The sequence below is a fragment of the Paraburkholderia sp. CHISQ3 genome (genome assembly GCF_030464945.1).
Taxonomy (GTDB): domain Bacteria; phylum Pseudomonadota; class Gammaproteobacteria; order Burkholderiales; family Burkholderiaceae; genus Paraburkholderia; species Paraburkholderia megapolitana.
The window spans coordinates 131,428-145,132 of sequence record NZ_JALPRG010000009.1; the positions used below are offsets into that span (position 1 = coordinate 131,428).

12 protein-coding genes are annotated in these 13,705 nt (G+C 58.9%); 4 read left to right on the forward strand and 8 right to left on the reverse strand.

Annotated features, from left to right (window positions below):
* Nucleotides 1–9: 9 nt before the first annotated feature.
* The 4 genes from prpC (at nt 10) to acnA (ending at nt 6,053) form a co-directional block, all read left to right on the forward strand.
* On the forward strand, nt 10–1,185 hold the full coding sequence (prpC, locus tag M0D65_RS21760; protein WP_091012477.1) for a 2-methylcitrate synthase: 1,176 nt from the start codon (nt 10–12) through the stop codon (nt 1,183–1,185).
* A 105-nt stretch (nt 1,186–1,290) separates the two neighbouring features.
* Nucleotides 1,291–1,803, forward strand: coding sequence for a hypothetical protein (locus M0D65_RS21765; RefSeq protein WP_266254512.1), 513 nt, complete (start codon nt 1,291–1,293; stop codon nt 1,801–1,803).
* A gap of 22 nt (nt 1,804–1,825) precedes the next feature.
* The gene (locus M0D65_RS21770; RefSeq protein WP_266254513.1) at nt 1,826–3,277 is read left to right on the forward strand and encodes a bifunctional 2-methylcitrate dehydratase/aconitate hydratase; all 1,452 of its coding nucleotides are present in this window, start codon (nt 1,826–1,828) and stop codon (nt 3,275–3,277) included.
* Nucleotides 3,278–3,335: 58 nt separating this feature from the next.
* Nucleotides 3,336–6,053: an aconitate hydratase AcnA gene (acnA, locus tag M0D65_RS21775; protein ID WP_091012469.1), complete on the forward strand. Its 2,718-nt coding sequence runs from the start codon at nt 3,336–3,338 to the stop codon at nt 6,051–6,053.
* 107 nt (nt 6,054–6,160) lie between these two features.
* On the opposite strand, the gene M0D65_RS21780 is transcribed toward acnA, so the two are convergent.
* The 8 genes from M0D65_RS21780 to M0D65_RS21815 all read right to left on the reverse strand — a co-directional run bounded on the left by M0D65_RS21780 (nt 6,161) and on the right by M0D65_RS21815 (nt 13,599).
* Entirely contained in the window at nt 6,161–6,751 is a 591-nt protein-coding gene (locus M0D65_RS21780; protein WP_266254514.1) for a hypothetical protein, read from the reverse strand.
* A gap of 126 nt (nt 6,752–6,877) precedes the next feature.
* Nucleotides 6,878–7,447, reverse strand: a complete 570-nt coding sequence (locus M0D65_RS21785; RefSeq protein ID WP_266254515.1) for a hypothetical protein — start codon at nt 7,445–7,447, stop codon at nt 6,878–6,880.
* Nucleotides 7,448–7,904: 457 nt separating this feature from the next.
* Complete coding sequence (locus M0D65_RS21790; RefSeq protein ID WP_266254516.1) at nt 7,905–9,665, reverse strand: ShlB/FhaC/HecB family hemolysin secretion/activation protein; 1,761 nt, start codon at nt 9,663–9,665, stop codon at nt 7,905–7,907.
* A 330-nt stretch (nt 9,666–9,995) separates the two neighbouring features.
* The gene (locus tag M0D65_RS21795; RefSeq protein ID WP_266254517.1) at nt 9,996–10,430 is read right to left on the reverse strand and encodes a hypothetical protein; all 435 of its coding nucleotides are present in this window, start codon (nt 10,428–10,430) and stop codon (nt 9,996–9,998) included.
* Nucleotides 10,427–10,690 (reverse strand): hypothetical protein, encoded by a 264-nt coding sequence (locus tag M0D65_RS21800; protein ID WP_266254518.1) that lies wholly within the window; start codon nt 10,688–10,690, stop codon nt 10,427–10,429. Before M0D65_RS21800 ends, M0D65_RS21795 begins: the two co-directional genes overlap by 4 nt.
* A complete protein-coding gene (locus tag M0D65_RS21805) occupies nt 10,687–12,141 on the reverse strand; it encodes a hemolysin (protein ID WP_266254519.1) in 1,455 nt (484 codons plus the stop codon). Before M0D65_RS21805 ends, M0D65_RS21800 begins: the two co-directional genes overlap by 4 nt.
* A 259-nt stretch (nt 12,142–12,400) precedes the next feature.
* Complete coding sequence (locus tag M0D65_RS21810; protein WP_266254520.1) at nt 12,401–13,192, reverse strand: hypothetical protein; 792 nt, start codon at nt 13,190–13,192, stop codon at nt 12,401–12,403.
* 8 nt (nt 13,193–13,200) lie between these two features.
* Nucleotides 13,201–13,599 carry a hypothetical protein gene (locus tag M0D65_RS21815; RefSeq protein WP_266254521.1) on the reverse strand — a complete coding sequence of 133 codons (399 nt, stop codon included), beginning with the start codon at nt 13,597–13,599 and terminating at the stop codon, nt 13,201–13,203.
* Between the last annotated feature and the right edge of the window lie 106 nt (nt 13,600–13,705).

The window sequence follows — 13,705 nt, forward strand, 5'->3', positions numbered from 1 at the left end:
TCGCAGGAGATGAGCGAAGCGCCGCAATCCGCCGCGCAACCAGGCGCAGCTGGCTTCAAACCGAAAAAGTCCGTCGCCCTGTCAGGCGTGACGGCAGGAAACACGGCTCTGTGCACGGTCGGCCGTACGGGCAACGACCTGCACTACCGCGGCTACGACATTCTCGATATCGCCGGTGCGTGCGAATTCGAGGAGATCGCTTATCTGCTCGTGCACGAGAAGCTGCCGAATAGCGCCGAACTCGCCGCCTACAAGACGAAGCTCAAGGCATTGCGCGGCCTGCCCGCCAACCTGAAGGCTGCGCTCGAATGGATCCCCGCCTCCGCGCATCCGATGGATGTGATGCGCACCGGCGCATCGGTGCTAGGTACGGTACTGCCGGAGAAGGACGACCACAATCTGCCCGGCGCACGCGATATCGCGGACCGCCTGATGGCCTCGTTCGGTTCGATGTTGCTCTACTGGTATCACTACTCGCATAACGGCAAGCGCATCGAGGTCGAGACCGACGACGATTCGATCGGCGGTCACTTCCTGCATCTGCTGCACGGCGTTGCTCCGTCGAAGTCGTGGGTCGATGCAATGCATGTGTCGCTGAACCTGTACGCCGAGCACGAATTCAACGCCTCGACCTTCACCGGCCGCGTAATTGCCGGCACGGGTTCGGATCTGTACTCGGCGATTACCGGTGCGATCGGCGCGCTGCGCGGTCCGAAGCACGGCGGCGCAAACGAAGTTGCCTTCGAAATCCAGTCGCGCTACACGAACCCCGACGAAGCAGAAGCCGACATCCGCAAGCGCGTCGAGAACAAGGAAGTCGTGATCGGCTTCGGCCATCCTGTGTACACGATCTCCGATCCGCGCAACAAGGTGATCAAGGAAGTGGCACGCAAGCTGTCGAAGGAAGCGTCGAATCTGAAGCTGTTCGATATCGCGGAGCGGCTCGAGAGCGTGATGTGGGACGTCAAGAAGATGTTCCCGAATCTCGACTGGTTCAGCGCCGTGTCGTACCACATGATGGGCGTGCCGACGGCGATGTTCACGCCGTTGTTCGTGATCGCGCGCACGGCAGGCTGGAGCGCGCACATCATCGAGCAGCGCATCGACAACAAGATCATCCGACCCAGTGCAAATTACACCGGTCCCGAGAATTTGAAGTTCGTGCCGCTAAATAGGAGAAAATAGCGTCCGCTGCGCGCTTTGTCACAGTGCGTGGAGTCCAATCCCGACGGTTGCGCTGCCTGTACCCGTCAACTGTTTAACCAAAAACGATAGAGAGGGTTTTCTCCCATGAATAAGCTGCTGATTGCCGCCGTTGCCGGTGTTTTGTCCACCACGATGCTGATCGCCGTACCTGAAGCGTCCGCGCAAACCGCCAACGCACCGGCTGCAACCGCCAAGGCCAAGCCGAAAGCACCGGCACCGAAGCGCCGCCTGATCAAGCGCAAGGCCAATCCGTCGAAGGAAGCGAAGGTCGATGCGGTGCCGGACGGTTCGGAAAAGTGGTCGTGCAACGAAGGCCTGTCGTTCGATCTGAAGGGTGACATGAAGCGCGACCAGATCGTCACCGTGCACTGGGGCAGCAAGAACTACAACCTGCCGCGCGAAGCCACGACGACGGGTGCCGACCGCTTCCACGACGCCGCTTCCGGCATGGATCTCGTCGTGATCCCGACGAAGGCAATGTTGTTCTCCGACAAGGACAGCTCGCGTCTGGCCGACGAATGCAAGACGGCCGCGATGAGCCAGGGTGCTCCGGCTCCGACGCAATCGAACGAGCTGATCAAGAACCCGAACAATTAATCGTTCTTACCAGGAAGCTTCGATGTCCGCACCGATTTCCAACGTCAGGCCCGAGCCCGATCAGGTACTCGTCGATATCGTCGACTACGTGCTCGGCTACGCGGTCGACAGCGCGCTCGCGCTGGAAACCGCGCGCAACTGCCTGATCGACACGCTCGGCTGCGGACTCGAAGCGCTTTCCTACCCCGCCTGCACCAAGCTGATGGGACCGCTCGTGCCCGGCACGATCGTGCCGCACGGTGCGAAGGTGCCCGGCACGCAGTTCCAGCTCGACCCCGTGCAAGCCGCCTTCAATATCGGCGCGATGATCCGCTGGCTTGACTTCAACGACACATGGCTTGCCGCCGAGTGGGGTCATCCGTCGGACAACCTGGGCGGCATCCTCGCGACCGCCGACTGGCTTTCGCGCAACGCCGTCGCCACCGGCAACAAGCCGCTGACGATGAAAGACGTGCTGGTCGGCATGATCAAGGCACACGAGATCCAGGGCTGCATTGCGCTCGAGAACTCGTTCAACCGCGTCGGACTCGACCATGTGCTGCTCGTCAAGCTCGCCTCCACCGCCGTGGTCGGCCAGTTGCTCGGGCTTACGCGCGACGAGCTGATCAATGCGGTGTCGCTCGCCTTCGTGGATGGCCACTCTCTGCGCACCTACCGGCATGCGCCGAACACCGGCTCGCGCAAGTCGTGGGCCGCCGGCGATGCAACCTCGCGCGCAGTACGTCTCGCGTTGATCGCTAAGACGGGCGAGATGGGTTACCCGTCGGTGCTCACCGCGAAGACCTGGGGCTTCTACGACGTGCTGTTCAAGGGCAACGCGTTCAAGTTCCAGCGGCCGTATGGTTCGTACGTGATGGAGAACGTGCTGTTCAAGATCTCGTTTCCAGCCGAGTTCCACTCGCAGACTGCAGTCGAGGCAGCGATGACGCTGCACGGCCAGCTGAAAGCGAAGGGCAAGACGGTCGAAGACATCGCGAAGATCACGATCCGCACCCATGAAGCAGCGATCCGCATCATCGACAAGAAAGGGCCGTTGAATAACCCCGCCGATCGCGATCACTGCATCCAGTACATGATTGCGGTGCCGCTGATCTACGGCCGTCTGACGGCCAGCGATTACGAAGACGCAATCGCGCAGGACCCGCGCATCGATGTGCTGCGCGAGAAGATGACCTGCGTGGAAGACGCGCAGTTCACGAAGGATTACCACGACCCGGACAAGCGCTCGATTGCCAATGCGCTGACGGTCGAGTTCAACGACGGTACGGTGCTCGACGAGGTGGTGGTCGAGTACCCGATCGGTCATAAGCGCCGCCGCACCGATGGCATCCCGCTGCTGGTCGAGAAGTTTCGCACCAACCTCGCGCGACGCTTTCCGGTGAAGCAGCAACAAGCCATTCTCGACATCTCGCTCGATCAGGCACGGCTCGAGGCCATGTCCGTCAACGAATATGTCGATCTGTATGTGATCTAGTTTGAAGAAAGTAGCACCGTTATCTCCACGACCCGCGATTCAACCAGGGAAAAACACCATGGCCCACAATCTCCACAAAACGCTCAAGGAATTCGACAGCGGTTCCGGTAAAGGCAAGTTCTACTCGCTGCCGCAACTCGGCAAGGCGCTGAACATCAAGATCGACCGCCTGCCGGTATCGATCCGCATCGTGCTGGAATCGGTGCTGCGCAACTACGACGGCAAGAAGATCGCTGAAGAGCACATCGAGCAACTCGCGAACTGGAAGCCGAGCGCATCGCGCGTCGACGAAATCCCGTTCGTCGTGTCGCGCGTCGTGCTACAGGACTTTACCGGCGTGCCGCTGCTCGCCGACATCGCTGCAATGCGCGGCGTCGCGAAGCGCGCCGGCAAGAACCCGAAGGCGATCGAACCGCTGGTGCCGGTCGATCTCGTCGTCGACCATTCGGTGCAGATCGATTACTTCCGCCAGAAGGACGCGCTCGACCTCAACATGAAACTGGAATTCCAGCGCAATAACGAGCGCTACCAGTTCATGAAGTGGGGTATGCAGGCATTCGATACGTTCAAGGTCGTGCCGCCGGGTGTCGGCATCGTCCACCAGGTGAACCTCGAATATCTGGCTCGCGGCGTGCACAAGAAGGCTGACGGCAAGGACACCGTGTACTACCCGGATACGCTCGTCGGCACGGATAGCCACACGACGATGATCAACGGTATCGGCGTGGTTGGCTGGGGCGTGGGCGGTATCGAAGCGGAAGCCGGCATGCTCGGCCAGCCGGTGTACTTCCTGACGCCGGACGTGGTCGGTGTGCATCTGAAGGGCAAGCTGCGCGAAGGCGTGACCGCCACCGACCTCGTGCTGACCGTCACCGAACTGCTGCGTAAAGAGAAGGTCGTCGGCAAGTTCGTCGAATTCTTCGGTGCAGGCACGAAGTCGCTGTCGCTGCCAGACCGCGCGACGATCGGCAACATGGCGCCGGAATACGGCGCAACGATGGGCTTCTTCCCGGTCGACGAAAAAACCATCGACTACTTCAAGGGCACCGGCCGCACCGACGCTGAAATCTCCGCGTTCGAAAACTACTTCAAGGCGCAGGGTCTGTTCGGTATTCCGAAGGACGGCCAGATCGACTACACGAAGGTCGTCACGCTCGACCTCGGTACGGTGGCGCCGTCACTCGCCGGTCCGAAGCGTCCGCAAGACCGTATTGAAATCGGTCACGTGAAGTCGACCTTCAGCGACCTGTTCTCGAAGCCGGTCGGTGAAAACGGCTTTGCGAAGAAAGCCGCTGACCTCGACGCGCAATACACGACGAGCAATGGCGTGAACGTGAAGAACGGCGACATCCTGATCGCCGCGATCACGTCGTGCACGAACACGTCGAACCCGAGCGTGCTGCTCGCCGCCGGCCTGCTCGCGAAGAAGGCTGTCGAAGCCGGTCTGACGATCGCGCCGCACATCAAGACGTCGCTGGCTCCCGGCTCGCGCATCGTTACCGAATACCTGACGAAGACCGGCCTGCTGCCGTTCCTGTCGAAGCTCGGTTTCGAACTGGCCGCGTACGGCTGCACGACCTGTATCGGCAACGCGGGCGACCTCACGCCCGAGCTGAACGAAGCAATCACGAAGAACGACATCGTCGCGGCCGCCGTGCTGTCCGGTAACCGTAACTTCGAAGCGCGTATCCACCCGAACATCCGCGCGAACTTCCTCGCGTCGCCGCCGCTCGTCGTCGCATACGCGATCGCCGGCAACATCACGCGCGACCTGATGACCGAACCGGTCGGCAAGGGCAAGGGCGGCAAGGACATCTACCTCGGCGACATCTGGCCGACCAGCGACGAAGTCAACGCGCTGCTCAAGTTCGCGATGGACGCCGACGCGTTCCGCAAGAACTACGCGCAGCTCACGAAGAAGGGCGACCTCTGGAGCAAGATCGAAGGCGAAGAAGGTCAGGTCTACGACTGGCCGAAGTCGACCTACATCGCCGAGCCGCCGTTCTTCGGCGACGACTTCTCGATGACGCCGGCCGCCAGCATCGCCGCAGTGACGGGTGCACGTGCGCTCGGCATCTTCGGCGACTCGGTGACGACCGACCACATCAGCCCGGCAGGCTCGATCAAGGAAGACTCGCCGGCCGGCAAGTGGCTGAAGGCTAACGGCGTGCAGAAGGCCGACTTCAACAGCTACGGCTCGCGTCGCGGCAACCACGACGTGATGATGCGCGGCACGTTCGCCAACGTCCGGATCAAGAACCTGATGATCCCGGTGAAGGCGGATGGCACGCGCGTCGAAGGCGGCCTGACGATTCACCAGCCGGATGGCGAACAACTGTCGATCTACGACGCAGCGATGAAGTACATCGATGCGGGTACGCCGACCATTGTGTTCGCGGGTGAAGAGTACGGCACGGGTTCGTCGCGCGACTGGGCGGCGAAGGGCACGCAACTGCTCGGCGTGAAGGCCGTGGTCGCACGCAGTTTCGAACGGATTCACCGTTCGAACCTGGTCGGTATGGGCGTGCTGCCGCTGCAGTTCAAGGGCTCGGATAGCGTGCAATCGCTCGGTATCACCGGCGAGGAAACCTACGATGTCGAAGGTCTCGGCGACGACTTCAAGCCGCAGCAGGAAGTCACGCTCGTGATCCACGGCAAGGACGGCAGCACGAAGCGTGTGCCGGTTCTGCTGCGTATCGATACGCCGATCGAAGTCGACTACTACAAGCACGGTGGGATTCTGCCGTTCGTGCTGCGGTCGTTGCTCGCGGCTTGAGTGTGATGTAGTTGCCGCGTTAGCAGCCGCGTCTCTGTTGAGATGCGGTGGTGTGGAAAAGCCCGGTTTTGTGCCGGGCTTTTTTATGTCCGATCGAAACGGAGCCGTTACTTCGTCAGACGCACCACGTACAGACCGGGGACCTGTGCGTTTGCAGCCAGGGTGTAGTTCGGCGCCCCCGCAAACGATGCCCCCTGAACCAGCGGCTTGTAGACCACACTTCCATTCGTGACATCAGCGAACTCGATGACCGGCGGGTTCGGATCGGGGACGACGTCGGATGCGAAGTTCAGCGTCAGTGTCGAAGACGCCATCACACTCAGATCACTCGAGGACTTCACTTCATAGACGTAGTTTGCTGTCACGCCAGCAGGCACCGGATCGGGTTTGCCGAGACAGATGATCAGATCGCCTGTCTTCCCGTCTGCAGGTGTCTTGACTGTCAGGGTCGCAATGCCGTCGTCGCTTCTGATATTCAGACTCACGTTCGCGATCACGCTGTTGTTCGAGAGACTTATCCTCCTGTAGTCGGCCGGACAGGAGAACGGTGCCGTAGGAGTCGTCCCGGTTTGCGCAGTCGAACCGGTTGAGCGGTTGCTGTTCGCCGCACTTCCGTTGTTGCCATCTCCACTACCGCCACACGCTGCCAGAAGGACCGTAGAGCTCAGAAGACTCATCACAAACAGTTTGTTTTGCATTTTCCACCCCTTTAATCTTTAAACATAACTAACAAATTACGTCACACCATCAATTTGATTTTCTTAAACGACCCGGCGTGGTTATTAACCCTCCTTTCCGTTGACGAACTTAACAGTCGGCGCAGGTCAATGGCACGACAGGACTACGACTCCACCAAACGATACTGTCGAGTAACCGACGGCGACCATCGGCTGCGTCGCATCGCGGCCCACGACAACGGACTGAACCAGCAACGGCCCGTTCGTCGAGACGCCATTCAACGGCGCCTGTGTGCTCGTTACCGTGCGATGAGTGTCCGCCCAATCGATCGACAGGTTCAGATTGTTGAGCGTGCGCGTCGCGAGATCGAGCGTAGCGGAGCTTGTTCCAAGCGTGCCGCCCGGGCTACCGTCGTCGCTCGCCACCGCGTCTGCGATCAATTGAGTACACGCGAGCGTGCCGCTCGTCGCGGACAGCGACAGCGGCCTACCGACCGCGTAGTGAACGCCTTGCTGATCGTTATAGGTGTTGCCATCCGTGTCCATGGCCTTGTTCCACCGGCCGATCGCCACATCGCTGCCGACACTCTGAATCTCCGTCACCGCCCCGTGTTCGAGCCCAAGACAGTCCGTCTCCGTCGCCGATGAGGCAAGCGTCGTGAACGCGCCACCCGGTTGCTGTACGAGACTCGATGCGGGTACGTCTGCGGCAGTCATGTTCCTGTTCTTCGCATAGGCATTGGGTAGTGTGGGGACCACCACCACAGCCAGTTGTCCGTTGTTTGCCGCTACTTGAGAGGCGGACCCCGAATAGGTAAAGCTGCCGTCGGGCCGGCATGCTGCGTGGACCGAAGGCTGTGGTGTCGAAGAATTGGGCGGAGCGGTAGTTGGTGTTTCGGCCGCGTTATCGTTTGAGGTGCTCGTTCCTCCATTGATGTTCCCGCCGTTGCTCCCACCACACGCCGCGAGCAAGACGGTTGAACTTACCAGGCTTGCCAGAAGAAATTGCTTTCTCATTACTAATTCCTTTTATTGCTAAATATTCCTAACAAGTTACGACGTTCAATTTTTCGACTTGATCTCAATTTCCCTTGCGCGATTACTGTATAAAAGACGCGACGCAAAAGCTGCCGCACGGAGAATCTAGACTTGGGATAGTCTTGACACAATCGACCTAGAACTGCGAGGTCGCCAGGAAGGCGACCGTAACGCGCGCAGTCGGAAATCCAGACGGCTTGTAGATCGGCGTGCCCGCAAACAGGTCATACGCATACGTCCCCAGTCGATTGCCGGCATTGCCCCTTACGCCGATCACCGCGCCCGCGAGTTGCGTGCCAGCCAGTGCGATCGGCTGCGCGCCCAAGACCCGGCCATAGTCCAATCCCGAATAGAGCGCGTGTCCGGTTTGGCCGATCGGCATTTGCAGTTCGTTGCGCCAGTAGAACCCGCGCGTAGCTGCCAGCAGCGTTTCCCCGTCGAAACCTCGTACCGTGTAGCGGCTGCCGATCGTCAGGTTATCGATGTAGTACAGCGTGTCCCCGGTGTACTGGCCGTGGAACGTTCCGACATAGCGGAACGGCTGCTTCGCGATTGCGAATGGCACCGACAGGTTCGCGTCGAGCACGGCCATCCGGTAGCGATAGGTCGGACCACCGGCCGCTGCAAACACGTCGTCCTGTGCGCCGAATGCTCCGACGCCCTGCCGGTACGCGAGTGCGCCATCGAACTGCGCACTGGCGAAGTAGTGCCGATCGGTCATGCCGATTTCAATGATCGTGTTATTGCGGCGCTGCTGGGGAATCTCGGTATCCTCAATAAAACTCCGACCAAAGCGGCGCGATAGTCGGAGATACCCGCCCAATACGTCATATTGGTTGCGCATCAGCACACGGGCCAGCTTGAAATCGACCGTTTTCGAGTTACCGCTCGCGACGAACGTCTGATTCACACCGGCAATCTGCTGGTAGTAGGTGTTCGTGTACCCCGACAACGTGGCGGTCCAGTAGCCCCACGGAATCGAATAGAAGCTATTCCAGCCGTGTGAACCGAGGCGTCTGTCGCCGAATTCAAGATCCTGGCTCGCGCCGATGTTGAAGATGTCGTTCAGACCGAGTGGGTTGTAGACGCCGATCGAGAGATTGCCTTGCAGCTTGCCGGTGGCGCGCGCGCCGGAGTTGTCGATCGATGCGACGAGTGTCCACGGCTTGCTCCGCTTCACATCGAGCACTATGTCACTTTCGCCTGGCTGCTCGCCGGGGACGATCTGCATCGATACGTCCTGGTTCGAGACGCGCTTCATCTGCTCCAGGCCCTGTTCGAGGTCGCGCAGGTTCAGCAGGTCACCATCCCTTGTCGGGAAGGCCGGTTTCCATGTGCCGTATAGTTTTTCGTCGGCAAAGCGAATGTGATGAATGACGCCGGGGATCAAGGCGAGCTTGAGTGTGCCGCTCGATAAGTCCTGCTCGGGGACGAGTACGCGCGTGGTGACGTAACCGCGTGACAGAATCGCTTGGGAGAGACCTTTTACTAGTGCGTCAACGCCTTGCTGGCCGATGCACTGGCCCGCGTAGTGGTTCAGCCATTCGTGGGCGAAGGCGAAACGGTCCATTGGCAACGTTGAGGCTCCCGATGATTTGACGGCCGCAGGTAGCGAGTCAGGCACGTCGAGTGTGAAGCGGCTGATGTGGAAGCACGGTTGCTCAGAAGGTAGCGGTGGATACGTTTCGGGCTTCGGTAAATCGGAGCGTGCTGAAGGCGCGCGTACAGTCGCGTCGCGTTGCTGTGCGTCGTGTTGCTGTTGTGCCTGGCGATCCCTTTCTGTGTTTGCCCGCGCAGCAGCGGCCTCGTCGGCGGGCGTAGGAGTCTGTTGCGCGTGCACCCCGAGCGATACCAGGGCTGTGATAGGCAAGGCCGCCAGCCGTGTGGTTCGTTTCATTGCTTTTTCTATCCCCGATTCGACAGATTTCAAGATTTCCGGTAATGGCTTCCCAGCACCTGTAAGCCGACCGCTAATAACTAATGAGGCATCGCTTTGTTGGCACTACTCCTCTATTGATTTCAAGTCGTTTCCAGCAATGACCGACGGCGCCCTACTCGTCCGTCGAGATTCGAAAACTCTACCTCGCGGTTGCCAACGCTGTAACCTTCAATCGCGTATCCGACGTTGGTCGGATTGATCGGCGCCTGCGTGTTCCTGTGAGGGCTCTTGTCGGTAAGTTGCTTTGTTAGTGTCGTTTCTCCGGGATGCAACTGGAGGTTGTAGAGATCAACGTATCGCTTCCGGTTCTGCACGGGGTCTCATTACGCTTCGACTTCTCCAGACCGAAATCGCCCCAGAGATCGACAGACAAAACGTCAAGACCGGGTATGGATTTGGCCTCGCTGCGAATGCAAGTACAGCGACGCCTGCGTTGATGAGAAAAACGCACATCGCGATCTGCCATACCAACGTTGTACATCGATAGAGACAACGGGCGAGCAGCACATACCCAACAGCAAAACTGAGGATGTTGATGATCGCGTTGGTCGTGGCCGACACCCGTTGCATCATTGAGCCTTGCGGGGGAATCTCCACTGATGCTCCTCCGATACCTGTGCCCAGCGCCACTAGCACCTGGAGGAATGCGAATAGATACAGAATTACCTGGGCAACAGCGAATCTGTCTGCGTTCACCGTTTTGTCGAGAGTTGTTTCATTCATTTTCCCTCATCCAGTTTTTCGTCTTTCACTTTGTAGCTGTCACGAGCTTTCTTATAGCTGTTGTCGAACGGCTTTATTTTCAGCATGCGAGCACGACTAGCATAGCCACCTATGGCCGCAAGTAATAATCCGACCGACATAAGCAGCATTGAATGTGCATACTGGACGCTCCAATAAACAATACCCGCCCCCATCACACAAAGGACCGTGCGCAACCAGCCGCTTAAATTCCCATCGTCCATGACACGGATTTTCTTCATTCTTTGGGATCACCCTTTCCCTTCAACTGATTCAACCAATCCGAGTTCTTGATTGAGTTTCCCATCTCGTTAATCGCCGGCCCCCAAAGCGGGAATCTCTCAGCCGGCCTATACAGTAGAAGATCGACTGTGCTATCTACACTAAACTCAATTGGATTAGGCCTAACAAGCTGCTCCACGATATTCGCACCATAGCCCAAGACCGTTCCGCCGAACGCTGCGGCGGCAAACCCTAGGGCATATGGCGACGGAATTGCGGCTGCAGCCCCACTTGCCGCGCTAAATCGCCCCGCGTTCGTCGAAACCATCGACGCCGCGTCCGCCGTCGTACTCCTCATAAAATCAGCGTCCACCTTATTGAATTGCGTGAACGGCCCCGTCACACTGAATCCCCAACGATTGTTCGGCGAACGATCATACTGAAAGACACTCGGTGCCTCGTTTGGTGCAGCCGAGTTCGCGTTCGCCAGGATATACGCCTGCAACTGCGGATCGGCCTGCGCGGTGACCTGCGTCAGAATCGGCTTGCCATCGACCGTGGTGCCGCTATATATCCACCCCGCCCCCGCATCCATCGGCGCCTGCCCGATCAACGTATCCGGCGCGCCCGATTCATGCTGACCGTTGGTGGACACGCCCATGATACGAAGCTGTTCCTCGACCTGCACCTGCGTGTACCTGCCACCGCTCTTGTCAGCGAGTTGCTTCGCTAGCGTTCTTTCGTCGCGGTACGGGTCTTTATCGACGTGAAGCTGCCGGTTGTAAACCTCGTTATTACTCCCAGCCCCCATCCCACCCACCGCCCCACCCGCCCCAGCCACCAGCCCTCCCCCCACTGCCCCTCCACCCGCAGCCACCACCGCATTCAGCGCATTACGCACCGACACCTGCGCCTCCACCGGCAACTGCGCCACCGCCTGCTCGATGATCGGTTGCGCCAGCCGTGGCAGCGCATCGCCCGCCACCGCCGCCCCCAGATTCCCTCCCGAGATCGCCGCACCCATCGCCGCCACCGCCACATGCATCGCCCCGCGCCCCACCCCTCCTTCCTTAAACAGCGCAGCCATCTCCGGACTACCCGCCGCCAGCCGCTCCGACACCTCCGCCATCGCAAACGTCGCCGTACGCCCAAACACCTGGCTCAACGCCAGATCGTTCTGTATCCGCTGCAGGTTGAACGTGTTCTCCACCGTCTGGTTCGCGTGCGCCGTATCCCGCGACAGGCCCGCCGTACTGTCCTTCCCGCTCCCCTCGTCTGACCTCACCGCGATCCTGCCCGCGCTCACTGCCGCACGCGTCGTTCCGCCCGCCTCATCGCCGACCTGCGCACCGAGCACGCCGCCCAGCAGCCCCCCCATGCCGCCTGCCAGCAAGCTCCCTGTCAACGCGAAGCCCTGCGACGGTGCCGAGCTCTTCGGATGATTCTCGATATTGCTGAATTGAAGGTCCATCAAGTCAACATCGCAACAAAATACGCCCTCCCGAATGTGAATACGCCGGCAAGACAGACACTTATGAGGGCACCCAATGGACTCATAGCGGCCACATCGCAATATGAAAACCACGCAAACAATATCGGCGCCAATACAAGTGTTGATTTCAGCCAATAGCGGAATTTTGCAGAAAATGTCTCCCCAATCTTTCGTCCGAAAGCAAAAAATGTGATAAGCAGAGAAAGAAGTGTTATGGCGATTGCACCTAGTTGCATTGTCATTTCGTGCCGTCTTTTATCTGGTTCCATGTGTTTTTTGCTCCCCACCACGGATTTGTCGACGGATCGAACATTGGATCAACGGACTGACCTAGCCCAGTGGTGTTGCCTAGCGATGTGCCAATTTGTTTGCCCGCGGTGATCGTTCCTGTCTTCGATACGAATAGAACGGCTGTTTGCATAAAGGAACTGCTACCAGTCGACCAGGCTGCCAAGTTTTGTCCGTATATTCCACCAAGCGCTCCGCCATAAAGACCACCCATCGTCTCCGCCGTCGTTAGCGGTGTGCCACTCAGATAACTAAGTCCTAGTGTTGCTCCAAAGCTTGATAGCGCAGCTTTGCATGCGATGGGGCCCGATACTAGACAAGCTGCTCCGGCAATTATGAGTTTTCCTGTTCGTTCATAGGGCAGGTTCTGCTGTCTCAACTCCGCATCATTGCGTCCGGTCCCGAGGTGTTGCTGTCCGAAGTCATATGCCTGCTGATTCAGCTTGACGTACTGGCTGTTGAAATCGTGATTCGCATACTGCGGGTCATCCTTATAGCCGTCGCAGTTCAGGTTCTGACAACCCACGATGCTGCGGATTTCGTAATCGTGTTTGCCTCCCGACGCTTCCGCCGTCTGCTTGTCAGAATTGCGCAGCATCTCGGCAACGATGCGACCTTCGGCATCCTGTTCACTGATGCCAAGCTCTTTGGCTACTGCCTTCGCATGCTGCCTGGCCTTGTCATACTCGCTCTGGTGAAGCTGCCGGTTGTAAAGGTCAGTCTGACGCCCACGAATTTGCATATTTCCTATCACTCGCGTCTGCTCCCCACCGACATCGCATCGGCGACGGAGGGAGTGCATGTCGCGGCCGGATACGAGTTTGGTTGTGCAACTATCGCTTGTGCAGCGACGCCGCTGTTGAGCAGGAATACGCTAAGCGCGATGCGCCACACCGGCGCGATCCAACGATTCAAGCACCACACGAGAAGCAGGCCGCCAACCGGCAAGCACAAAACGTCGACAACTGCATTTGTAGTTGTCAACATGCGCTGCGTTGTTGAGTCCCGCAGCGGTGCGCCGAGAGGACAAACCCTGCCGGCCATCATGAGCGCGACCACCACTTGCAGAATCGCAAACAGGTAAAGCGAGATTTGTGCGATGGCGACGCTGTCTTCCGACGTTACTTTGTCGGATATTGTTACGTTCATTTTGGTTCGTCCTGTTTGTCGTCCTTCGTCTTGTAGCTGTCTCGTGCTTTCTTGTAGCCGTTCTCAAACGGTCTAAGGTCCAACGTCTTCGCCCACGACGTGAATC

What these genes read in the sequence shown, in the direction of transcription:
- prpC (WP_091012477.1), top strand. Translation starts at nt 10, where the DNA reads ATGAGCGAAGCGCCGCAATCCGCCGCGCAACCAGGCGCAGCTGGCTTC.
- M0D65_RS21780 (WP_266254514.1), bottom strand. Translation starts at nt 6,751, where the DNA reads ATGCAAAACAAACTGTTTGTGATGAGTCTTCTGAGCTCTACGGTCCTT.
- M0D65_RS21770 (WP_266254513.1), top strand. Translation starts at nt 1,826, where the DNA reads ATGTCCGCACCGATTTCCAACGTCAGGCCCGAGCCCGATCAGGTACTC.
- M0D65_RS21815 (WP_266254521.1), bottom strand. Translation starts at nt 13,599, where the DNA reads ATGAACGTAACAATATCCGACAAAGTAACGTCGGAAGACAGCGTCGCC.
- M0D65_RS21800 (WP_266254518.1), bottom strand. Translation starts at nt 10,690, where the DNA reads ATGAAGAAAATCCGTGTCATGGACGATGGGAATTTAAGCGGCTGGTTG.
- M0D65_RS21810 (WP_266254520.1), bottom strand. Translation starts at nt 13,192, where the DNA reads ATGCAAATTCGTGGGCGTCAGACTGACCTTTACAACCGGCAGCTTCAC.
- M0D65_RS21785 (WP_266254515.1), bottom strand. Translation starts at nt 7,447, where the DNA reads ATGACTGCCGCAGACGTACCCGCATCGAGTCTCGTACAGCAACCGGGT.
- M0D65_RS21790 (WP_266254516.1), bottom strand. Translation starts at nt 9,665, where the DNA reads ATGAAACGAACCACACGGCTGGCGGCCTTGCCTATCACAGCCCTGGTA.
- M0D65_RS21805 (WP_266254519.1), bottom strand. Translation starts at nt 12,141, where the DNA reads ATGGACCTTCAATTCAGCAATATCGAGAATCATCCGAAGAGCTCGGCA.
- acnA (WP_091012469.1), top strand. Translation starts at nt 3,336, where the DNA reads ATGGCCCACAATCTCCACAAAACGCTCAAGGAATTCGACAGCGGTTCC.
- M0D65_RS21765 (WP_266254512.1), top strand. Translation starts at nt 1,291, where the DNA reads ATGAATAAGCTGCTGATTGCCGCCGTTGCCGGTGTTTTGTCCACCACG.
- M0D65_RS21795 (WP_266254517.1), bottom strand. Translation starts at nt 10,430, where the DNA reads ATGAATGAAACAACTCTCGACAAAACGGTGAACGCAGACAGATTCGCT.